Below are 22319 nucleotides of genomic sequence, written 5' to 3' on the forward strand. Positions count from 1 at the left end.
ACGTCAAGGGGCGTCGTCATGCTCGCGCTGTCAGTCCTCCAGCAGGTCGAGCACCGCGTGCAGCAGCACGTTGATGCCGTCGGCGCAGGCCTCGGGCGTCGAGTACTCACGCGGGTTGTGGCTGATGCCGTCGTAGAGCCCGGGGACGAAGACCATTCCCGCGGGACACAGCGCGGCGATCTCGCCGGCGTCGTGACCGGCGCCGGAGGTGATCTCCTCGCTGCTCAACCCCAGATCGGCGGCCGCCTTGGCCACCCGGTCCTGCATCTGCGGAGGGAAGTGCACGGGTGGGGTCCGCGCGGTGACACTGACCGAGATGGTGGTGCCGGTGCGTTCCTCGACGGCGCGCAGGTACTCGTGCAGATCGTCCGTGGCGCGATCCATCTCGTCACCGTCGTGGTTTCGCAGGTCGACGGTCATCAGCACATGGGACGGCACGATGTTGATGAGGTTGGGTGTCGTCTCATGCCGTCCGACCGTGGCCAGCATGACGCCGTAGTCGCCGGAGGTCACCATCTCGTCGAGACGCACCCGGATGAGCGCGGCGGCCAGTTCTGCGTCACGGCGCAGCGAGTTGGGGGTGGCACCGGCGTGGGCGGCGCGGCCGGAGATCTCCAGTTCCAGCCAGGTGATGGCCTGCACGCCGCGCACCACACCGATCTCGGTGTTGTGCTCGGCGAGGATCGGCCCCTGCTCGATATGGCATTCCAGGTAGGCGTGGGGTTGCGCCGGCATCGGGACCGCCTGGTCGCCGACGAGGTCGTGCCGGTCGAGCTCGGCACCCACGCTGACGCCATCGCGATCGGTGCGGGAACGGGCCTGTTGCAATGCGATACGACCGGCGGCGGTGGCACTGCCGAGCATGTCGGTGCCGAACCGGGCACCCTCCTCCTCGGTGAAGATCGCCACCTCGAACGGGCGTCTGGTGCCCACCCCGTGATCGTTGAGGGTACGCACGACCTCCAGGCCACCGAGCACCCCGAGGCATCCGTCGAATCGGCCTGCGGTGGCCACAGAGTCGATGTGGCTGCCGACGAGAACCGGGGCGAGCGAATCGTTGAGCCCGGCGCGGCGCGCGTATACGTTGCCGATGGCGTCCATCCGGATGGTCAGGCCCGCGTCCCGCATCCAACCGAGCACCAGCTCACGGCCGGCGATGTCGTCGTCGGTGAGTGCTAGGCGGCGCACACCGTCGAGGTCGGTGTCCGAATCATGGTAGGCACCAATCGCTCCGAGCTCGCTCAGCGATTCCCAGAGTCGCTCCGGGTCGATGCGCAGCACCGCGGTGTCGGTCGCGCCACTCATGCCGGGCTCGTTTCGGCGCCGACGATGCTGCGGTAGTTGGCCAGGTCGGTGGCGCCCTCGGTGGAGACCACGAGGACCGAATCGGAGTCGTTTATGCCCAGCACATCCCGGTGTGCCAGCAGACCGCCCAGACCGGCCGCACCGCTTTCACCGGAGACTATGTCGTCCGCGGCGAGCAACCGCATGGCGTCGGCAACCTGGTCGTCGGTGATGGTGACGAACGAGTCGTAGCCGGCGGATACATCGGGCCAGGCGATGAGAGACGGTGTGCCGCAGTTGAGTCCGGCCATCATGGACAACTGCGGGCCCGGAATGGTGGTGACTTCACCGTGTTCGATGCTGGCAGCAACGCAGTCGGCGTCGGTGGGCTCGACGCCCACGAGCCGGGTCCCCTCCGCACCTGCGAATGCCCGCGCCACCGCGGCGGCGAATGCCCCGACGCCGATCTGCGCGGCGACCACGGTCGGCGGGGTCAGACCCTCGGCACGGTATTGGTCGAGCACCTCGCCCATCATTGTCGAATAGCCGTCGATGACCCAGCCCGGCGGCTCGGTGTAGCCCTCCCACGATGTGTCGGAGATGACGAGGGTGGTGTCGGAGGCGAGGGCGGCACTGGCAGCGATGGCGTCGTCGTACCCGCCGTCGATCACCTCGACATCGGCGCCCTCGCTCCGGATCGCGGCGATGCGTTCGGCCACCATGTCACCGGGCACCAGGATGGCCGCGTCGAGGCCGAGCAACTTGGCCATCCGCGCGACGGCACGGCCGTGGTTGCCGTCGGTGGCGGCGCACAGCCGCAGGCCCGAGCTCTTGACGCGCTCGGCCAGAGCGTCGAGCGTCGGGATTTCCTCCGGCGTGGCACCGAGGTGCGCCAGTAGCACCCGATAGGTGGCCCAGGAAGCCCCGAGCACCTTGAACGACGGCATGCCCAGCCGCGCGGATTCGTCCTTGACCCGCACCGACGCGGCACCCAGCTCGCGGGCGGCCGCGGGCGCGTCGATCAGCGGTGTGGGCGCATAGCCGGGCAGGGTCCGGTGAAATCGCGCGGGCTCGGCGCTCAGCTCCCCCACGCGGGACGGCGCATGCAGCGCATTGGCAAGAACACGGGGTTCTGGCACGACGGACTCCTTCACTTTTCGACGGGACCAGGCTATTAACTTGTATGACAACTGTCAAGATACCAATTGTGGGCGGTTCTGCTAGTCTTCGGTGCCAGGAGCGCGAACTCCCCACCGGGTCCAGTTCTTCGCGCGCAGGGAGGACCGGGATGCCAGCTGGAACGAAATCGTCTGCCAGTAAAGATATTTCGCGGATAAAGTCGCGGCGCCCGCTGCAGTCGGAGATCCGGGACACCATCCTTCGCGAATTCATTCTTTCCGGGAGGCTGCACCCGGGCGACAAGATGCCGTCCGAGAACGAACTCTGCGAGATCTTCGGTGCGTCGCGGGTCACCATCCGGACCGCGATGCAGGGGCTCAAGGATGCCGGCTACATCCGCATCGTGCGCGGATCGGGTTCCTGGGTGCTGCCGCGCCCCGAAGCCATCAGCTCCGGCCTGGACCGACTGGTCTCCTTCGACACGTTCGCGTCCAACTCGGGTCATCCGATCGATACCGGCGACGTCGAGATCGTCCATCTCGCCCGTGGTGACGACGAGAGCTGCGAGGTGTTCGACGGGGCGGACGGCTTTACCCGAGTGAGCCGCACGAAGCTGATCGACGGCCGCGTGATCGCGTGGATAGTCGACTACGTTCCCGACGACGTCCTCGGCACCGACGAGATCCGCCGCTCGTTCAAAGGATCGGTGCTCGACGTGCTGCTCGCCCACCACAGCGCCGCCTACTCCGACTGCACTCTCACCCCGGTGATCCCCGACCGCGCGATGGCCGACCGCTTCGGCGGCGCTCAAACCGCATTGCTGCAACTCAGCGAGCTGACACGCGCCGATTCGGGACGCATTGTCAACCGCAGCGAGGCGTGGCTGACCCCCGACGCGTTCACCTTCCAGCTGCGGCGACGGCGCGATAACTGACATGTCACCGCGCAACGAGGAGCGCGCTGAAGATCGCACGATAACCCTCCACGCCCGCCCGCAGTTCGGCCAGTGACATCGACTCGTCCGGGGTATGCGCCTGACCGGGATCGCCGGGGCCGAAGCCGACGGTGGGGATGGATCGCCGTCCCGCGCTCTCGGAACCGTGGGTGCAGAACTTCCAGGTACCGATTGTCGCGTCGAAATCGTTGCGCCGCAACGCCGCCATGACGTCGGTGACGGGCCACTCCTGCGGTTCCTCATACCAGGCGGGCGCGTATATGGGAACGTCGACGTTGCGGCCGCGCCAGGTCTGCCAGCGCGCCCGCGCCAGCCGAGTAACCGATCCCGCCCCGTACTCGTGCGCCACGGATTCGACGACGGCACCGATGTCGTCGAGGATCGTTGTATCGGATTCGCCGACGACGGTGCGGCGATCGAACACCGCGACGCATCGGGACGGCACCGTCGATTGACTCGGATACGGTTCGGATCGGATGCTGACCAGCGTGAGCAGGCCCGTACCGACATGCGGATCGGTCCGCAGAGGCAGATCCCGCAGCGCGATGATCACCTCCGCCATCACCTCGACGGCGTTGATACCCGACTCCGGGAACGCCGAATGCGATGACGCACCGATGATCTCGACTTCCACCTCCGCACGGCCGCGTTGCCCGATGCGCAGCGTGTTCGCCGACGGCTCCCCGATCACCACGACGTCAGGGTTCACGTCGTCGAGGATGCGGCCCAGCGACGGCCCTTCGGCCAGTTCCTCGTCGACCGATCCCGAGATGACGAGCCTGCCACCCAGACCGGGCTGTCCGACCATCCGGTGTGCGGCGGTGATCGCCGCAGCCAGTGGGCCTTTGGTGTCGACGATGCCGCGGCCGACGATCCGGTCGCCGACCAGTTCGCCTGCCGGGTCGTGGGTCCAGCGTGAGCGGTCGCCGACCTCGACCGTATCGATGTGCGCGTCGAACAGGACCGTCGGTCCCGGTCCGAAATCGATGTGGCCCAGCGTGTTTCCCCAGTCATCGACGGAGACGGCGAAACCGTGGGACTCGAGGACGGCCGCCAGGATCTTGGCTGCCGGGCCGGCGTCCGGCGACACGCTCGCCGCACCGACCAGTTCGAGGGCTGTCGTCACCACGTCGGTAGTGGTTGCCGGACGCGGACCGCTGGTCATCGCCGCTCCGCTGCGGGGCCCGCGAACGTCTGCGCACCCGAGACGAGACCCGGTCGGGCGCCGGTATGGCTACCATTGTCCCACACGGTTATTCCGTTCACGGTGACGAGTTCGACGCCGGGCGGCACCTGATGGGGCTCGTCGTAGGTGGCGGTGTCGACATAGCGCGCCGGATCGATGAGCACCAGATCGGCCCGTTTGCCCACGGCGATCTCGCCGCGGTCGTCGAGACCGAGTACCCCGGCGGGGCCGGTGCTGAGCCGACGGATCGCCTCGGACACGGTGATCAGCTTCTCGCGCAGGGCATATCGTCCGAGCACGCGGGGTGCCGTGCCGTACAGCCGGGGATGCGGGTGTGGATTGAACACACCGTCCGATCCGACGAGCGCACCCGACGACGAGAAGATCTCGCGGACAACCTTTTCGGTCGAGTAGTGGTCGATCATGCAGGCGTCGAGCTCGGTGTGGTCGAGCAGGTCGAGGATCGCGAACGCCGGGTCGGTCCCGGTTGCCTCGGCAACCTCGGCGACCGTCTTGGACACCGCGTCCGAGCGGTCACCACCGGCCTGGGTAATGACGATATTTTCCGGACCGCATGCCCCGAACAGGTTCTCCCAGTTGGGAAGTCCGGCCTCCATGTCGCGTGCCATGCGTTCGCGCTCGGCGTGGTCGCGGACGCGCTCGAGGGTGGCCTGGGGACCGCCGTCGAAGGCATAGCCGGGCAGCAGCGCCGACAGCAGGGTGCTGCCCGCCCCGTACGGATACTGATCACAGGTGAGGCGGATCCGGTCCTGAGCGGACGACAGCGTGTGCAGCAGATCGGACAGCAGGTGCGGTACGCCGACGAGTTTGACGTGGGAGACATGCAGGTGCGCGCCCGTCTGCTCGCAGACATGCACGAACTCCGAGATCGAGTCGATGACGCCGGCGGCCTCGTTGCGCACGTGCGGAACGAGCGGCACACCGTACTGGGCCGCGGTGTCCGCGATCTGGAGAATCTCGTTCGTGTCGGCGTAGAGTCCCGGCGCGTAGATCATGCCGAACGACACCGCCCGCGCGCCGGCGCTCAGGGATTCGGCCACAAGATCTTTCATGGCCGACATCTCGCGCCGATCCGGCGGGCGGTTGGCGTTGCCCATCACGGACTCACGGACAGCGCTGTGCGGGACGCAGCTGATCATGTTGGCCGAGGGCCGCGTGACCTGCAAGGCGTCGAGGTAGGACTGCATCGAGCGCCAGTCCCAGCCGGCGCCCGTGCTCGGCTCCAAACCCCGCAGGTAGCGCCTCCTCGTGTCGACCGTCGCGTCGGTGAGCGGCGCGGGCCCGAGGCCGTCGGGGCAGATCAGTTCGGTGGTGAATCCCTGACCGATCTTGGCTCCGAGCAGTGGGTCGTCGAACGGCCGCAGCGCCGAGTGCGCGTGAAGATCGATGAAGCCCGGACACAGCAACCGGCCTGCGGCATCGACGGTCCGGGCGGCCGATCCAACGCTGAGGTCCGGGCCGACCGCGGTGATCAATCCGTCGTTCACCAGGACATCGGAGCGCCGCACCCCGTCGACGGTTACGACATCGGCGTTGAGGATTGCCAGAGAAGCATCCATGAACTCACCTGCCTACTTGTAGGACAACTGCCCTCTGTCTACCACATACCCGCCGGTAGATGGAGGTTTAGAGGTGCGAATTGTTTCGCACATGTGTCGTTATGGGAAGTTTGGAAGACAGCTATTGACAGTTGTCCTACAAGTTGCGAAGGTCGGATGAGTCGCGTGGTTCACACGACCGCCCCTGAAGGTGCCGGGGCCGATCCACAAATCCGCAACCGAATAGCCTTCAGCCCAGCCGAGGAGGACGACATGCCCGCAGATCTCACGCAACCGCAGAACGTACCCAAGACGCCCGAGTCCATGACAGCCACCACAGACATCGCCATCTCCGGCGACGCGCAACTGACCAACGACGACCTACTGCCGGTGCCACTGCGCAAACGCACCTGGGGCGCCTGGAACTTCGCCGCCCTGTGGATGGGCATGGTGCACAGCGCGTTCGGCTTCGCCGTCATCGGCGGCATGATGGACACCGGCATGACGGTCCTGCAGGCGCTACTCGTCGTGCTCCTGGCCAACCTGGTCCAAATGACGCTGATGGGATTCACCGGCCGAGTGGGCGCACGCTACGGAGTCCCGTTCGCCGTGTGGGCACGCTCCACCTTCGGTGTGCTCGGCGCCAACATTCCGGCCGCCCTGCGCGGGATCGTCGCCATCGGCTGGTTCGGAGTGCAGTCCTACCTCGGCTCCACCGCGATCAACGTCCTGCTGGAGACCAGTTTCTCCGGCTGGCGCGACTGGAACACCGAAGTCGGCGGTGTCGCGGCGAATCTATGGGTGTCGATGATCATCTACTGGGCGCTGAACCTGCTGCTCATCCGGCACGGCATGGAAACCATCCGCCGATTCGAGGGCTGGGCCGGTCCCTTGATCTTCGTCGTGATGGTGCCCCTGGTGATCTGGGCGCTGATGCAGATGGACGGACTCGGGCCGATCTTCGATCAGGAATCGCACTACTCGTCCACCGGCAGCTTCATCAGCAGCGGACTGCTGCCCGGTATCGCCCTGTTCATCTCCGCCAGCTGGGCGACGATGGTATTGAACATGCCCGACATCACCCGCTACGCCAAGTCCAACAAGGCGCAGATGACCGGCCTGTTCTACGGCCTGCCCATCGCGACCGTCGTGTTCTACGGCATGGCCGCCATCGTCGTGTCCGGAACCCAGGCCGCGACCGGCGAGATCATCTGGAACCCGGCCGATGTCCTTGTGGCCATTGACAACCCGATCGTATCCGTCATCGGCGCCATCTCGATCGCCGTCGCCACCATGTCGGTGAACCTGGCCGCCAACATCATTTCACCGGCATTCGATTTCACCAACCTGTTCCCCAGATGGCTCACGTTCAAACGCGCGGCGCTGATCAGCATCATCCTGGGCTTCGTCTACATGCCGTGGAGGCTGATGGAATCACCGGACACCCTGTTCTCGGTGCTGAACAACGTGGGCGCGGTGATCGCCCCCGCCACCGGAATCCTCATCGCCGACTTCTATCTCGTGCGTAGAGGCAGGCTCGACGTCGAGGCACTGTACCGCCGGGGAACCCAGTACGAGGGCTACCGCGGATACAACTGGTGGAGCCTGTCGGTGCTGATCGTCATGTCGTTGTTCTGCATTCTCGGACAATGGATCTCCGCAATCCACTGGGCATACGAGTATGCTGCGGTACTGGGTGTGGTGCTCGGCTTCTTCGGCTACCTCGCCGTCGTCCCACTGGCCCGAAAGAGTTCCGTCGGCGCGGCATTCGAGCCCAGCGGCACCGTCGGCGTCGAGTTGGACGAAGTCGAGCGGGGTACCGTCGACAAGGAGAGTCTGTCATGAGCACCAGAACGATTCTCAGAGGTGGTGTGGTGGTCACCGCCGACGGACAGTCCCGCGCCGATGTGGTGATCGAGGACGACACCATCGTCGCGCTCGGCACCGACATCGACGCCGACGGTCAGGTCGTGGACGTCACCGGCTGCCAGATCCTGCCCGGACTCGTCGACAGCCACACCCACCTCGAGATGCCGACGATGGGTACCGTCACCGCCGACGACTTCGCCTCCGGGACCATCGCGGCCGCGGTCGGCGGCACCACGACGGTCATCGACTTCGCGATGCAGACCGACGGGTCGTTGCTGACCGGTCTGGAGACGTGGAAGGCGAACGCCCGCGACAAGGCGCACATCGACTACGGCTTCCACATGGCCGTCACCGACGCCTCCGCGTCGGCCATCAAGGAGATGGCGGACATGGTCGACGAGGGTGTCACCTCGTTCAAGGTGTTCATGGCGTTCAAGGGGTCGTTCATGGCCGACGACCAGCAGCTTCTGCGAGTGCTGAGGCGTACGGGCGAAACCGGTGGCCTGGTGCAGGTGCACGCCGAGAACGGCGACGCGATCGACCTCAACGTCAGCGACGCGCTGTCCCGCGGCCAAACGGCTCCGGGTATGCACGCCACCACCCGGCCCGAATCCACCGAGCAGGAGGCCACCGGGCGGGCGATTCATCTGGCGACGTGGGCGAAGCGGCCAGTGTTCGTGGTGCATGTGTCCGCGGCATCGGCGGTGCGGGAGATCCAGGAAGCCCGCATGAACGGGCTGCCCGTCTTCGGTGAGACCTGTGTTCACTACCTGACGCTGACCGAGGAGGAGTTGCACCGCCCCGGTTTCGACGGCGCCAAGTATGTATGCTCGCCGCCGCTGCGGCACGAGCATGACCAGGATGTGCTGTGGTCCGCGTTGCGCCAGCACGATCTGCAGATCGTCACCACCGACCACTGCCCGTTCAACTTCTGTGGTCAGAAAGAGCTTGGGCGGGAAGACTTCTCGAAAATACCCAATGGCCTGCCGACGATCGAGCACCGGCTGCCGCTGCTGCATGAACACGGCGTGCGCACCGGCCGGATGACGATGGCGGAGCTGGTGAACCTCACGTCGACGGCGCCGGCCAAGATGTTCGGTCTCGACCGCAAGGGCCGGGTGGCACCCGGATACGACGCCGACCTCGTCGTGTTCGATCCGTCGTCGACGCTGGAGATATCCGCGGCGAATCACCATATGGCCGTGGACTACACACCGTTCGAGAGCTGGACCTGTCACGGCGCGCCGGCGATGGTGTACAGCCGCGGTGACCTCGTCTACGGCGGCGGGGACGTGCGCAGCGCCCCCGGTCGCGGCCGGTTCGTGCGCCGCAGCACCGGCCCCTTCCCCGCCGGAGACATCACTCGGCTATGACCGAACCCGTTGTCCTACTGATCAATCCGAACTCCTCGGATGAGGTCACCCGGATCATCGACGACGTCGCGGGTAGGCATCGCGGAAACGGAACGCGCTATGTGACCGTGAAGGTGGCGTCCAATCCCCCGGCCATCGAGACCGTCGACGATGAAATCCTTGCGGTGCAAGGACTTCTGGCCTCCGTTCTCGAATGGCGCGACCGATTCGACGTCGCCGCGGCCGTGGTGGCCTGCTTCGGCGATCCGGGGGTATCCGAGCTGCGGCACGCCACCGGCTGGCAGGTTCACGGCATCGCCTACGAGGCCATGCGGAGCGCGGTGGAACGGGGGCAACGATTCTCAATCGTGTGCGCCCTGCCGTCGGCGGTGCCGATCATGGAACAGCTTGCCGCACACTATGGCTGGGCCGACATGCTGGTGAGCGTACGGCCCCTGGGCATCTCGGTCCTCGATATCGCGGCAGCACTGGAGGACACCGCCTCACGCCTGGAACAAGTCATCGACGACTGCGTGTCCGACGGCGCCGACGCCGTCTGCCTCGGCTGCGCATCCATGACTCCCCTGGCCGAGGCGCTGCGCTCATCGGCCAGGGTGCGGATCATTGACGGTGTCGAAGCGGCCATCACCGCCGTCGATCATCAGGCACCCTCCGACAACAGTCCGGCCTGTGGATAAATCACTCGCCGATCACGATATCGGTTGTTACGGTCGTAGCCTTGCCACACCGAACCAACTTTGATCGGAGAACCTTCACAAGCCTATGACCGACATCGATATCAGCGGAGAGCAGTTCCCCGTTCGCCGGTCCATCGAGTTGATCGCCCGGCTTCTCGGCGGTGCGGTCAGCGCCGCCGACGAGGAGTCGACGGACAGCTTCCTCCTCACCCATTTGGGTGCTCGCCGTAGCTCTTTGGTCGGTCAGCGGATCGAACTGTCTTCGGCGACGTTCGTTGCCGGTGGTCTGGTGATGGCCGATCTGATGGCCGAGCACGAGGTGATCGTCGGACCCGGCAGCTACGATTCGGCGCCGTCGTGGACCAGTCACCGACTCGGATCCGACGACATCTCCGTGCCCAGTTGCCTGACCGCATTCTTTCCCGACGGCCTGCTGGTGGGCAATGATCCTGTCGCCGTGCAGATCTCGGCGGAGGACAGGGGCTACCTGGGATCCGACGACGGTCTCACCATTCTCGCCGGCCCCGGCTCCCGCGAATTGGCAACGGAGACAGCCGCACTGATCCGTGATCGGATCCGTCTGCGGAACCCCTTGCGCGGCAAGATGCTTTCGGCGATCAGTTCGTCGGGATCGGTGGTGTTCGACATCGTCGACCCGCAGCCGGCCGGCCGTGGCGACGTGATCGTCGATTCGCGTGTGTGGCACGAGATCGACCTGTCGATCCGCTCGGTCACCGACCGCCGCGACATCCTGCTGGCCGCCGGGTTCAGCACCAGCCGCGGCCTGATGCTCGCCGGACCGCCCGGCGTCGGCAAAACTGCGGTGGCGCGCGTCATCGCCCACGAACTCGTCGCTCAGGGATTCACCGTGATGCTCGTCGATCCCGACGTCGGGTCCCGATGCCTCTCCTCGCTTTACGCGCATGCGGCCGAACTGTCCCCGTCGGTGGTGGTGCTCGACGACGTCGATCTCTACACGGGCCGGCGCGGCGGCCACACCGACGACGGCCTGGGTGCGTTCCTCAGCGCACTCGACGGCGCCCGCCGCCACAATGACGTCCTGAGCGTGGCGACCACCAACGACCCCAAGGCCATGGACGCCGCCGCGATCCGCGCCTCCCGCTTCGACAGCATCATCGAAATGGGCCTGCCGTCCGACCAGGCCGCCGAACGCATCCTCACGCGCTCACTGTCGGCCCTCGACCACAGTGTCGACGTCCACCAGGTGGTCCGGGCGTTCCCGCCCGAACGCAGCGGCGCCGACATCTGCGAAGCCGTCCGCCGTGCCATCCTCACCGTCGACGACGGTGTCCGGATCGGCACCGCCGACCTCATCGGCGTCATCTCCGCCGGCAGCTACCGCGCCGAACTCCCCACCGGCGCCTACCTGTGATGTCGTCAATGCTCAGGCTGCCGGCAAGCACATAGCCTTTAGTCACTGTCATCTATACATCTAGTTCGTTATTCTGTCTCTAAGAAAGGAGATTGATGACAGTGGCGCGAGTGATCACCCGACCCAACGCCGACGTCGTCGAGCAGTTCGAGTTGGACGGCGACGTCATAGTGACCGTCGACCGGCTTGCTGCGGTGATGCACGACGTCGGCATGGAAGGCGATCCACGTAAACTCGCGTACGACCTGCAGCGTGGCGGATGGCTCGGAACCCTACGCTCACGAAACGCCTGGGAGTTCCTTCCCGCAGCCCGGGCGGGTGCGTACTCGTCGGGTGACCGATTCCTGGAGTTCCGCGCCCAGCAGGCCCTACGCCCCGATTGGCCGGGCACTTTGGCGATGGAGTCCTCAGCCGCACTGCTCGGTCTCGCGCAACGGATCCCCGAGCGGGAAGTCGTCGCGCTCGGCGACGATGTGGTCTTCCCGAAGGCGATGAGTGGCCAGTGGCGTTGTGTTCGCATCGTCATGCCGCCCGAGTGCCTCACGCAGATCGATGGGTTGCCATCCTGGGATCGGGAGTGCCTCATTGTCGGCATCGGAATCCGGCCATCCGGTTACAAGGACATCGCCGGTTTGGGGCAATGGTTGTCGGTGGCCCCCTACCAGGTTGACCTCCCCAAAATCGTCGAACTTCTGGCGCCGGCGAGTTCCGCGGCCAGGCAGCGCACCTCCTACCTGCTGAATGCATCCGGAAACCGTGCAGGTGCCCAACAGATCATCGACATCTATCCGCCGACGGACACCGCGTGGCTCGGGCCACGCCGGCAAGGCGGCCACTACGACCCCGTGACCAAGGTCAGCGACACCCTCCTTCACCCCTATCTGAGTGTCGGCGGAGGGGCATGAACCGCATCACCGAAGGCCACCTGGTCCGCCACTACCAGGGCGCCAAAGGCGGACGCGATGCCGCACTGTTGGACATCGCCCAAGACCACGCGCTGTGCCTGCTCCACCAAGCCGGACTCTTCGATGACGGTCTCGTGTTCAAGGGCGGCACGGCACTGCGCAAGTTCCGGGCTGGCAACGCCGGACGGTTCTCCACCGACCTCGACTTCGCCGCACCCGGCGATGATCTCCCACTTGCCGCGCTGGATGCCCTCGATGAAGTGAACCTGAACGACTTCACCTTCGCGATCGAGAATCTGGGCGACGACGGTCGACGCGGCGACCTGCGGATCGACACACCGTTCGGCAGTCCACGCCTCGGTGCGAAGATCGAACTCGCACGACATCCGCTCAGCCTGACCCCGGAAATCCTGGAACCTGTCCACCTCCCCATTCATGACAGATACGACTTCACCGTGCCGGCTACGCCCGTGATCCGTGTCGAAGAGTCCGTCGCCGAGAAGCTCGCCCGCTACCGCAGGGTCTCCCTCGCTCGTGATCTGTACGACCTCCAGTGGTACGCCACCGCCGGTGCCATGAACCAGCCGCTCGTCCGACGACTCTGGGTGCTCAAGGTCTACCGTGACATCGTCGTCGACGGCCGCGGCACCAAACCGATCGATCCCGACGACGTCCTCGCCGACCGCACATCGGCCGACTTCCACCCCGAGGACATCGGATACCTCACCAAACCCGTCCGCATCGACGAGTGGATCGCCACCGTCCGGACCCGTTACGCCTACCTGGCCGACCTTGATGCCGTCGAACGCCGCTGGGTGCAGTGCAACGAACGCGACCGCTATGAAATCGACACCGCCCTCGCCCAGATCGGGTAGAGACAGCACCAACGCCGTGCTGAACGGTAGCCACCAGAACTCACCGACTCCCGCATCATCTGGCCCCGACCACACTTCGCGAGACCTACAGTGATCGGGTGAGTATCCTCCGCGGCGAGCTTCTCCCGGTTCAGGGTGACATGGTTCAATTGCTTGTCGCCGAACCCATCGACGTCGAAGCCTCACGGCCGGGCGATGACGCGGCCATCGGGATAGACGGTAGACCCGCCGGCCACGAATGCGGGCATCCTTTGATGCTGGCGATCGCGCTGCCACCAACCGATGCTCGTGTCGGCAGCGTCACGCTGTGCGAGACGATGAACGATGCTGCGCAGGTACATCTTTGGATCGATACCGAGCATCGCGGTCGTGGATTCGCTCAGGCAGCACTCGCGCTCACCGTCGAACTCGCACGACGTAGCGAAGTGCGCCGCCTGACGGCTCAGGCCGACGCTGAAAACGAGACGGCTCGGTCCATCCTCCACGACACCGGTTTCGTGCTCTCGGAGCCCGACGACGGCGGCGCGGCGACGCAGTATGTGCGTGAGGTCGCACCGATCACCCTGTTGCCCAAGGACACCCAACGTCTTCGCCTGCGTCTCTTCGAGCACGAAGACACCGCCGATTGCCTGCGGCTTACCAATCATCCCGACGTCATCCGGTACTCGTTCGGTGAACCCTGGTCGGAGACCGACGCCGCCCGCAACGTGAGCGAGCAGATGGTGAAGACCGGGATCGGTGACGGATGCACCGGCCTGACGGTCGTCATCGAACACGCCGGCACCAACATCGGCCAGATACAGCTCTGGTCAGGGAGCAGACAGCCACGTGTCGCCGAGATCAGCTGGACCATCGATCCCGCATACGGACGGCGCGGCTTTGCGACCGAAGCCGTCAACGCGGTCCTCGACCTCGCGTTCGGCCACTACGGAATCCACCGGGTGACAGCCCAGATGGACGCCCGCAACGAGGCCTCCGAGCACCTCGCCCGGCGAGTCGGGATGACACGTGAGGCTTTGCTGCGCGACGAGTGGTGGTTCAACGACGAATGGACATCCACCCTCGTCTACGCGATCCTCTCCACCGACACCAGACTCAGGGCCGCGGCCCGGCGATGATCACCCCTCTACCTGCTCACGGGTTTCGTTCGTACTCAATGGATTCCGTGAGTGGCAAGAAACTCGGTGATAGGACAGGCTTGCGCGCATGCTGAGTTGACCAGGAGCGCGATATGGATCGCCGATCATGGTCGCGGTATTCGCACCTGGCGTACTCTACGGTGGTCAGTATGTCCACACCGCCGCGCTGGTTCGTCAGACGACTCGAGTTGACGAACTTCAGGTGCTTCGATGAACTGTCGATTGATTTCGACTCCGAATTGACCGTTCTCATCGGCGAGAACGGCGCGGGCAAGACCGCAGTCCTCGACGGGCTCGCTGTCATGCTGTCAACAGCCCTCTCCGCGCTTGGCGACAGTCGGCGCGGATTCGACATATCAGATATCCGCTTGCGCCCTCAGGGCACGAGTGGGCAGTCGGTTCCGTCAATGGAAGCGATCATGCCGATCGGTGGGCAAATCCATGCGGTTCTCGCCGGCGAGGACTACCACTGGTGGCGGCAGAAAACGAGCCTCAAAGGACGCACCGGGTGGGGTGACAAGCACCTCATCGACGCCCATGTAGGCAATATATGGGACGCCGCGAACGCGGAGCCACCAACGACTGTGCTACCCGTTGTCGCATCGTATGGAGTCGACCGCCTCGTTGGCGTCCGTCGTGCCCAAGGCACTCTCGGACGATCTCGGCGGGATGCATATTCGGCTGCCCTCGACAGTAAATCGGATCTCACGCGCCTATCGTCGTACATACAGGGTTTGACCCTGGACGACTTCGCCGCGACCGAGCGAGGTGCCACCGATACACCCGAGGCTCGGCAGCTGGCGGCGATTCGTGCAGCCTGTGATCGGGTATTTGGCCACCTAGGATGGCGGGGTCCATACTGGCGCCAGAACGTCGAAGAGCTCACGATGATTCACGATGATCACGGTGAGCTTCCGCTGAGATTCCTCTCCAGCGGGTTGAAGATTGCGACAGGACTGACCATCGATGTCGCAAGTCGTATGGCACGCGCCAACCCCGCCCTCGGTGGCGACGACCTGCTCAAGAGCGTTCCGGGGATCGTGTTGATCGACGAGATCGATCTACATCTGCACCCGACATGGCAACAGCAAATTGTGCCCTCAATGCGCAGGGCCTTTCCGCATGTTCAGTTCATCACGACAACGCACAGCCCCCAGGTTCTGTCGACCGTCCCGGCCAAGCACATTCGAGTACTCGGCGCTGAGGGAGTGACCGGCGTGAACTATTCGGAAGGCCTGCAAAGCGACGTTGTCCTCCAGAAGGTCATGGGAACACCACCGATGCCCGACAACATCGAGATCTCCCAAACTCTGTACCGCTACGCCGACCTCGTCGCCCAGGGCGGCGGACTCTCCGACGATGCCCGGCGTATGCGGCAGATCCTCGATGAGAGGCTTGGTGGCGCGTCAATGGTGTCGCTACTCGCCGATGCCGACGCGACGATGGCCTTCTATGATCTGGACGACGAATGAGGCGGATCGCGACCGGCGGCGAACCCACCGCACTCACTGACGCGAACCGGAACAGTATCCGGCACGACAGTTGGGGTGCGGCGATCACCGGCCCCATTCGCGACGCCCTCCACACAGACCAGTCCGGGATCTGCGTGTACTGCGAGCGCACGATCCCTTTGGCGAAGCACCAGTACGTTCCGGTCGCGAAGATCGAGCATTTCCATCCACGCGCCGATGCCGCATGGGCAGGTAAGAGCACACGTCAATGGACACGATCCGCATGCTGCACCGAGTCAGCAGCCGGAAGTCATTCTGCATCCAAGACCGCATGGACCAACTTGCTCCTCGCCTGTCCCGGTACTGTTCCACATCGTCCCGACGGGAAGACCGAAACAACCTGTGACACAAGCAAGGCCGAATCCGATATCTGTGCGGTGTTCCACAATCCGAAACTCACTCACCTCGTCCAGCTGGTCGACGTGGAGCGCGACGGTCGTATCCGTCCCGTCCCGGGAATGCCGGCCGGATCGGAGAAGGTCATCAACGATATTCTGCGGCTGAACGCATCCTTCCTGTGCGACGAGCGCCGCAAAACGATGGCAAGGTTGTATCGGGAATACAAGAAGGCCAAGGATCGGCATCACGGACTAACACCGAAACAGAAGCGGAACTACGCATCCCAAATCCGCCGACAAGCAGACCAGCTCGGCACCGAGTATCCGTCATCGATGCTGGCCGTCGCCAAGGAGATCGAGTCGCGGGCATAGCGATTGCCTACGTGTACAAACTGCACGTTACGCAATCCGCACCTCCCGCTTCGACCGCACCATCGAAATGGGCTTGTAGCCCGACCAGGTCGCCGAACTCATCCTCACGCGCTCACTGTCGGCCCCCGAGCACATCGCCGGCAGCTACCTACCGCGCTGAACTCCCCACCGGGGCGACACGACATCGGGGCTACTGTGTTCGGATCACTCTCCATACGGTGACGAGGCGGGAGTGTCTTCGACACCGATGTAGACTCCACCGAACTTTGCTTCCCCAATGGCACATTCGATACCGTCGATCCAGACCCTCCCCTCACGAGTCGTTTGCTCACAAGTGCTCCGGTCATCCAGATGCACAGCCTTGAAGCCGGTTCCGAGCCAGCTCTCGTTGTACCCGGCCACGGGTCGGCCATTCTCACAAATCGACTTGTCGTAGCAGTCTTCGCACACCGAAAGGTATTGCCAGACACGACCGATCGCTAGGCGTCCACAGACCGGGCATGGATGACACGGGTAGGGTGGCCGATCATTCTCGCCGAGATTCAAGAGCGAATCGTCTGCGGCGAGCGCTCGTAGCGCCGAATCCGCGGTCGGCTCCGCCGCACGCCTCCGCAGGAGGACGTAGACGTAGTTGCCCAGCGCAATGTCAGTGACACCGTACCGGTCTTGCGCGGGAAGTTCGTCGATGCCAGCAGCATCGGCTTCGAGGGCGGCGATCGCGGCACGGTGATAGTCGCTGACATCCGCCAATGCCAACGGCCGATTCTTGTACTGCTGTCTGCGCCAGAAACCTTCGATCGCGGCTACCCGGTCATCCCGGTTGCCGGGATCAACCGAATAGTCAAGAGAACCGCCGTAGGCGAAAATGGACAAACGCCTATCACTCACGAAAGCCAAACCACCGGAGTGACTATCCGCATTGAACCCGGCATGCACGATCTCCTCGACCGTCGCCGGGTCGTCCGCTTTGCACACGAGACGTTCAGTTATGCCTTCTCGGGTAACCTCAGGATTCTGATTGTTCATAGTGGGAACTACAGCACGCCGGTACGACATTGCCGTCCATCTGCTCTATCCCTGCGGCAACGAAGACTCACCCGCTGATCTTGATCATCCGCCCAAGGCTTGCCTGCCACATCGAGTTGCCCGGCCCGATGGTGCCGGTCAGCTCCAGCGGCTCATCGAAGGGGGCGTCGCCCACCTTCAGCGTCGCCACCCGCCGTCCGGTCTCGAAGTCGGTGGCGAGGTAGTAGACCGGACCGAGCTGCTGGATACCGGGCCGCACCGGCCCATACCCGAAAGCGTGGATCAGTCCGTCGGCCCGGGACAGCCGTGGGAGCGTGGCGATCCGGTCGTCGTTCTCCCAGACCCGACGGCAGCCCTCCGCGGTCACATCGATGCGCGTCGACCCGCCGGTGAACGCCGCATTCGCTGGCGAGCTCGGGCCGTCGACGGCCATCGGCGGGTACTGGTAGCCGTAGGTACTGGGTACGACCAGCGAGTTCCCCCACGCGAGGATTGAGTTCTCCGTACCCTGCCCGGAGGTTCCGAATGCCTTCATCGAGCACACGGTGATGCCGGTGTCGCTCTCATAGACGAGGAGGTTCGGCCGGATGGCATTGTCGGCGATGGCCACCCAGCCGTCGCCGCCGGGACCGAAATAGGTGGGCGTCGTTCCCGAACCCCAGGTGAGCTGACCGGGTTTGCGGGCGGGCCCACGGTCATAGGCACGCCGCCACACCGGGTACGGGACGCCGTTCTTGCCGGCCCGCATCTCATAGAGCGCATGGGTCGACAGCACCGAAGCGCCCGACGGCCGCACCGACAGCCCGTTGCCGAGCTTCTCGCCCCGCGGCAGCCGCATCGACGCCACCCGCCGCTTCGCATCGACCGTTCCGATCACGCCGTTGGTGGTGGCGAACCAGACCCGACCCTGCCAGTCCGGTGCGAGACCGGTCACCGCGTCGCCGGCCGGAATATGCCTGCCGAGATCGACCCGATCATCGATGAACAGCTGCCATCCCCGAGGTGTTCGTCGATGGGCCACGCGCAGAATCGAATTGGATCCATCGGCGACGACGACCCGGTCCCGGTCGTCGAGGTAGCCGTACACACCGCCCAGCAGGCCACCCTTCGTCAGCTGCTTGCTTGCCAGCGGAGCAGCCGTCACCGGATCGAACAGCACGACGGTCGCGACCGCGAACTGAGGTGGCCGGAGACCGATGAACTTGGTGCACAACGAGACAACCAGGCCGTCGGACCCGACGAAGGTCGCCGCACAAGCCCCGCCAGGAATCGACGACGCCGCGACCCGCGCGGTCCGCCCGGGCCCACGCAGCGGAGTCGAGTCGGTCGACGCCAGGTCGCCGTGTATCAGCGAGGTCCCGACCGGCCCGACGCCGATCGGCGGTCCGGGGGCGGCACTCCGGCCGCCGGGAGCCGCTGCGCTCAGACCGGCGGAAAACACACTGAGCACAATGATGAGAAGCGCCACGACTACCGTCGGCAGGCGCTGGGTGCGAACCGCTGGACACATCCGACCAGACAAACACATCGGGTATCGCCGTCACCAAGAATCGCGCTGCCAGTACCACGGCCCTCTGTGCCAGGGCGAGTTGAAGCCACTAGAGCCACAGAGACCACACCCGATACCCTCAGATCCGGTGGCCTATACGGCGGCGGTAACAACGACGGCGGGAGATCTGTGAGCAAGCTGGGCAACTTCGTGTGGGGTATCGCCGACCAGCTCCGCGGGGTGTACAAGCCGCACCAGTACGGCGGGGTGATCTTGCCGTTCACGATCTTGCGGCGCCTGGACTGCATCCTTGAACCCGCCCGCGACGAGGTCCGCCAACTGGCCCAGAAGTATTCCGGTGGGGCGTTGGACGTGCAGGTCAGACGCAAGACCGGGCTGGCGTTCTACAACACCAGCCCGTTCGACTTCTCCCTCCTGCTCGACGATCCGGAGGGGTTGCGGGCCAACCTGATCGACTACATCACCGGGTTCTCGGCGAACATCGACGTGTTCGAGCGGTTCAAGTTCGAGAACGAGCTGGCCACCCTGGATGAGAAGAAGCGACTGTACCTGGTGGCCTCGCAGTTCGCCGAGGTCGACCTGCATCCGGATGCGGTACCGAACGCCGAGATGGGTGATCTGTTCGAGTATCTGATCTACAAGTTCGCCGAGGCCTCCAACGAGGAGGCCGGCGAGCACTACACCCCACGCGATGCGATCCGGTTGATGGTGGATCTGCTGTTTGCCGAGGACAACGACGCCCTGCTAGAACCGGGCACCATCCGCACCATCTACGACCCGACCGCCGGTACCGGCGGCATGTTGTCGGTCGCCGAAGAACGCCTGCTCGAACGTAACCCCGATGCCCGGTTGCGGTTGTACGGGCAGGAACTCAACGACCAGTCGTACGCCATCTGCAAATCCGACATGATCGCCAAGGGTCAGGATGTCGGCAACATCCGTCTCGGCGACACCCTCGCCGACGATCTGTTCTTCGACCGCACCTTCGACTTCTGTATGTCGAACCCGCCGTACGGTGTTGATTGGAAGGTGTCACAGGAATCGGTGAAAACCGAAGCACTTCGCCAGAACTCACGCTTCTCGCACGGCCTGCCAGCGATCGGCGACGGTCAGATGTTGTTTCTGAGCCACCTGGCGTCCAAGATGCGGCCCACACATGAGGGTGGTGGCCGCGCCGGGATCGTCCTCAACGGTTCACCGCTGTTCAATGGTGCCGCCGAATCCGGTCCGTCGCAGATCCGGCGGTGGCTGCTCGAATCGGATCTGGTGGAGGCGATCGTCGCGTTGCCGACCAATATGTTCTTCAACACCGGTATCGCCACCTACATCTGGCTGCTCGACAACACCAAACGCCCTGAGCGGCAGGGCAAGATCCAGTTGATCGACGCCACGTCGTTCTGGACGAGGATGCGCAAGAGCCTGGGCTCAAAGAACCGCGAACTCGACGAGACCGCCCGCGACCGTATCCTCGCCCTCTACGACGCCTTCGACGACGCCGACCCCGAGTTCTCGAAGGTGTTCACCGCCAATGATTTCGGCTACTGGACCATCACCGTCGAACGCCCACTGCTCACCGACACCGGCAAAGTGTCGACAGACCGCAAGGGCAACCCCAAACCCGACGCCAAGAAGCGCGACACCGAGAACATCCCCTTCACCTACGCCGGCAACACCGACGGCGACCTCGGCCGGGACGCCACCATCAAGAAGTACTTCGACTCCGAGGTCCTGCCCCACGTTCCCGACGCCTGGGTCGACGACAAGAAGACCAAAATCGGCTACGAAATCCCCTTCACCCGTCACTTCTACAAATACACCCCACCCAGACCCCTCACCGAAATCGACGCCGACCTGGACAAGCAGGTAGCCAAGATCATGGGCCTGCTGCGGGAGGTCGAGGGAAGCTGATGCACACCCTCGTAGATTCAGGTGTCGACTGGCTCGGCCCGGTCCCCGCTTACTGGAAGACAAAGCCACTGTGGTCAATGTTCGATCGGATCAAGGACGTCGGCCATCCTGACGAGCAGATGCTATCGGTATTTCGGGACTACGGAGTAGTCACCAAGGACTCACGGAACAACCTCAACAAGACCGCCGAGAACCGCAACATCTATCAACTCGTTCACCCCGGATGGCTCGTGACCAACCGCATGAAGGCGTGGCAGGGCTCAGTCGGGATATCAACCCTACGCGGTATCGTTTCTGGTCACTACATCTGCTTCTCGCCGCGACATAAAGAAGACCCACGGTTCTTGAACTGGCTCTTCCGAAGTCCCGTGTACGCGAACGGATACGCACTACTGTCCAGGGGAGTCCGTATCGGTCAGGCCGAGATCGACAACGACCTCTACCGCGTGATGCCCGTCCTGTTACCTCCCCTCGACGAACAGCGCGCTATCGCCGACTTCCTGGACCGGGAGACGGCCCGGATCGACACGCTCATCGAGGAACAAAAGCGGCTCATCGACCTGCTGACTGAACGTCGTGCATCCTTAGTCGCCCGCACTCTCCTTCGGGGCACCTCTGCGGGCACAAAGCTACGTCTGTCCGGCGATGCACAACTCGGGCACATTCCCGCACACTGGAAGCTCGTGCCGACCCGACATCTTTGCCGCATTGGCACGGGCGGTGAGGACTCCGGCAACGCGACCGAGGACGGAGACTATCCATTCTACGTCCGCGGGCGGGAAATTCTCAGGATCGGCAACTACTCATTCGACGGTGAGGCTGTGATGACGCCGGGAGATGGTCAGGGCGGAACCGGAAAAGTGTTCCACTACTTCAACGGGAAGTTTGAGGCCCATCAGCGCGTGTATGTATTCAGTGATTTCCGTGGCGTGCTCGGCCGTTACTTCTACTATTATTTGTCGACTTTTCTACGTCCTGTCGCTCTCGCTGGCAGCAATACAGTCACAATGGAGTCGCTTCGTCGCCCAGTGCTCGCAGATTTCGCAGTAGCTCTGCCACCACTCGATGAGCAGGCCAATACCGTCATATATCTCGATGACCGCACATCGAAGATCGACGCTCTGATCGCCGAGTCGGAGAAGTTCATCGAGCTTGCCCGCGAACGTCGATCGGCACTCATCACCGCCGCGGTAACCGGCCAGATCGACGTCCGGGAGGCGTCCTGATGCTGTTGGCATTCGTCGATGAGTCCGATCACGGCGACTTCCGTTGTTTCGGGGCGATCCTGGCGGATGAGAATGCAACGAAGCAGCTCACCGA

The 22319-nt window shown here is 64.3% G+C and carries 18 protein-coding genes; 12 read left to right on the top strand and 6 right to left on the bottom strand.

Annotated elements, in window-relative coordinates; translation table 11 throughout:
- Positions 1–30: 30 nt before the first annotated feature.
- Entirely contained in the window at positions 31–1305 is a 1275-nt protein-coding gene (locus KDB67_RS19145) for a M20 family metallo-hydrolase (RefSeq protein ID WP_291019304.1), read from the bottom strand.
- A complete protein-coding gene (locus KDB67_RS19150) occupies positions 1302–2423 on the bottom strand; it encodes a diaminopropionate ammonia-lyase (protein WP_291019307.1) in 1122 nt (373 codons plus the stop codon). Before KDB67_RS19150 ends, KDB67_RS19145 begins: the two co-directional genes overlap by 4 nt.
- 149 nt (positions 2424–2572) lie before the next feature.
- Between KDB67_RS19150 and KDB67_RS19155 the strand changes: the two genes are divergently transcribed.
- Positions 2573–3337: a GntR family transcriptional regulator gene (locus KDB67_RS19155; RefSeq protein ID WP_291019309.1), complete on the top strand. Its 765-nt coding sequence runs from the start codon at positions 2573–2575 to the stop codon at positions 3335–3337.
- A 4-nt stretch (positions 3338–3341) separates the two neighbouring features.
- Here the strand turns inward: KDB67_RS19155 and KDB67_RS19160 are convergent, their stop codons facing one another.
- Positions 3342–4523: a M20/M25/M40 family metallo-hydrolase gene (locus KDB67_RS19160; RefSeq protein ID WP_291019311.1), complete on the bottom strand. Its 1182-nt coding sequence runs from the start codon at positions 4521–4523 to the stop codon at positions 3342–3344.
- Positions 4520–6124, bottom strand: a complete 1605-nt coding sequence (locus KDB67_RS19165; protein WP_291019313.1) for an amidohydrolase family protein — start codon at positions 6122–6124, stop codon at positions 4520–4522. The genes KDB67_RS19160 and KDB67_RS19165 overlap by 4 nt, the downstream gene beginning before the upstream one ends.
- A 252-nt stretch (positions 6125–6376) precedes the next feature.
- Between KDB67_RS19165 and KDB67_RS19170 the strand changes: the two genes are divergently transcribed.
- The 9 genes from KDB67_RS19170 (at position 6377) to KDB67_RS19210 (ending at position 16555) form a co-directional block, all read left to right on the top strand.
- Complete coding sequence (locus KDB67_RS19170) at positions 6377–7948, top strand: NCS1 family nucleobase:cation symporter-1 (protein ID WP_291019319.1); 1572 nt, start codon at positions 6377–6379, stop codon at positions 7946–7948.
- A complete protein-coding gene (gene hydA / locus KDB67_RS19175; RefSeq protein WP_291019327.1) occupies positions 7945–9345 on the top strand; it encodes a dihydropyrimidinase in 1401 nt (466 codons plus the stop codon). The genes KDB67_RS19170 and hydA overlap by 4 nt, the downstream gene beginning before the upstream one ends.
- Positions 9342–10022, top strand: coding sequence for an aspartate/glutamate racemase family protein (locus tag KDB67_RS19180; protein WP_291019329.1), 681 nt, complete (start codon positions 9342–9344; stop codon positions 10020–10022). The genes hydA and KDB67_RS19180 overlap by 4 nt, the downstream gene beginning before the upstream one ends.
- Before the next feature lie 85 nt (positions 10023–10107).
- Positions 10108–11415 (top strand): AAA family ATPase, encoded by a 1308-nt coding sequence (locus KDB67_RS19185; RefSeq protein WP_291019332.1) that lies wholly within the window; start codon positions 10108–10110, stop codon positions 11413–11415.
- A 95-nt stretch (positions 11416–11510) separates the two neighbouring features.
- Positions 11511–12320, top strand: coding sequence for a hypothetical protein (locus KDB67_RS19190; RefSeq protein WP_291019335.1), 810 nt, complete (start codon positions 11511–11513; stop codon positions 12318–12320).
- Positions 12317–13195 carry a nucleotidyl transferase AbiEii/AbiGii toxin family protein gene (locus tag KDB67_RS19195; RefSeq protein ID WP_291019338.1) on the top strand — a complete coding sequence of 293 codons (879 nt, stop codon included), beginning with the start codon at positions 12317–12319 and terminating at the stop codon, positions 13193–13195. The genes KDB67_RS19190 and KDB67_RS19195 overlap by 4 nt, the downstream gene beginning before the upstream one ends.
- A 98-nt stretch (positions 13196–13293) precedes the next feature.
- On the top strand, positions 13294–14313 hold the full coding sequence (locus KDB67_RS19200) for a GNAT family N-acetyltransferase (RefSeq protein WP_291019341.1): 1020 nt from the start codon (positions 13294–13296) through the stop codon (positions 14311–14313).
- A gap of 170 nt (positions 14314–14483) precedes the next feature.
- A complete protein-coding gene (locus KDB67_RS19205) occupies positions 14484–15806 on the top strand; it encodes an AAA family ATPase (RefSeq protein WP_291019344.1) in 1323 nt (440 codons plus the stop codon).
- Positions 15807–15940: 134 nt separating this feature from the next.
- Positions 15941–16555, top strand: a complete 615-nt coding sequence (locus KDB67_RS19210) for a hypothetical protein (protein WP_291019347.1) — start codon at positions 15941–15943, stop codon at positions 16553–16555.
- A 204-nt stretch (positions 16556–16759) separates the two neighbouring features.
- On the opposite strand, the gene KDB67_RS19215 is transcribed toward KDB67_RS19210, so the two are convergent.
- Positions 16760–17581 carry a hypothetical protein gene (locus KDB67_RS19215; RefSeq protein WP_291019350.1) on the bottom strand — a complete coding sequence of 274 codons (822 nt, stop codon included), beginning with the start codon at positions 17579–17581 and terminating at the stop codon, positions 16760–16762.
- 67 nt (positions 17582–17648) lie between these two features.
- Positions 17649–19091: a hypothetical protein gene (locus KDB67_RS19220; protein WP_291019354.1), complete on the bottom strand. Its 1443-nt coding sequence runs from the start codon at positions 19089–19091 to the stop codon at positions 17649–17651.
- Between the two features lie 168 nt (positions 19092–19259).
- On the opposite strand from KDB67_RS19220, the gene KDB67_RS19225 reads away from it, so the two are divergent.
- On the top strand, positions 19260–20999 hold the full coding sequence (locus tag KDB67_RS19225; protein ID WP_291019356.1) for a class I SAM-dependent DNA methyltransferase: 1740 nt from the start codon (positions 19260–19262) through the stop codon (positions 20997–20999).
- Positions 20999–22225: a restriction endonuclease subunit S gene (locus KDB67_RS19230; RefSeq protein WP_291019358.1), complete on the top strand. Its 1227-nt coding sequence runs from the start codon at positions 20999–21001 to the stop codon at positions 22223–22225. Before KDB67_RS19225 ends, KDB67_RS19230 begins: the two co-directional genes overlap by 1 nt.
- Positions 22226–22319 lie beyond the last annotated feature (94 nt).

The sequence above is a fragment of the Gordonia sp. (in: high G+C Gram-positive bacteria) genome, from assembly GCF_020438995.1.
Taxonomy (GTDB): domain Bacteria; phylum Actinomycetota; class Actinomycetes; order Mycobacteriales; family Mycobacteriaceae; genus Gordonia.

Coding starts and splice junctions, on each gene's coding strand:
- KDB67_RS19165 (WP_291019313.1), bottom strand. CDS start 6,124: ATGGATGCTTCTCTGGCAATCCTCAACGCCGATGTCGTAACCGTCGAC.
- KDB67_RS19180 (WP_291019329.1), top strand. CDS start 9,342: ATGACCGAACCCGTTGTCCTACTGATCAATCCGAACTCCTCGGATGAG.
- hydA (WP_291019327.1), top strand. CDS start 7,945: ATGAGCACCAGAACGATTCTCAGAGGTGGTGTGGTGGTCACCGCCGAC.
- KDB67_RS19160 (WP_291019311.1), bottom strand. CDS start 4,523: ATGACCAGCGGTCCGCGTCCGGCAACCACTACCGACGTGGTGACGACA.
- KDB67_RS19205 (WP_291019344.1), top strand. CDS start 14,484: ATGTCCACACCGCCGCGCTGGTTCGTCAGACGACTCGAGTTGACGAAC.
- KDB67_RS19195 (WP_291019338.1), top strand. CDS start 12,317: ATGAACCGCATCACCGAAGGCCACCTGGTCCGCCACTACCAGGGCGCC.
- KDB67_RS19185 (WP_291019332.1), top strand. CDS start 10,108: ATGACCGACATCGATATCAGCGGAGAGCAGTTCCCCGTTCGCCGGTCC.
- KDB67_RS19215 (WP_291019350.1), bottom strand. CDS start 17,581: ATGAACAATCAGAATCCTGAGGTTACCCGAGAAGGCATAACTGAACGT.
- KDB67_RS19230 (WP_291019358.1), top strand. CDS start 20,999: ATGCACACCCTCGTAGATTCAGGTGTCGACTGGCTCGGCCCGGTCCCC.
- KDB67_RS19190 (WP_291019335.1), top strand. CDS start 11,511: ATGACAGTGGCGCGAGTGATCACCCGACCCAACGCCGACGTCGTCGAG.
- KDB67_RS19145 (WP_291019304.1), bottom strand. CDS start 1,305: ATGAGTGGCGCGACCGACACCGCGGTGCTGCGCATCGACCCGGAGCGA.
- KDB67_RS19220 (WP_291019354.1), bottom strand. CDS start 19,091: ATGTGTCCAGCGGTTCGCACCCAGCGCCTGCCGACGGTAGTCGTGGCG.
- KDB67_RS19155 (WP_291019309.1), top strand. CDS start 2,573: ATGCCAGCTGGAACGAAATCGTCTGCCAGTAAAGATATTTCGCGGATA.
- KDB67_RS19170 (WP_291019319.1), top strand. CDS start 6,377: ATGCCCGCAGATCTCACGCAACCGCAGAACGTACCCAAGACGCCCGAG.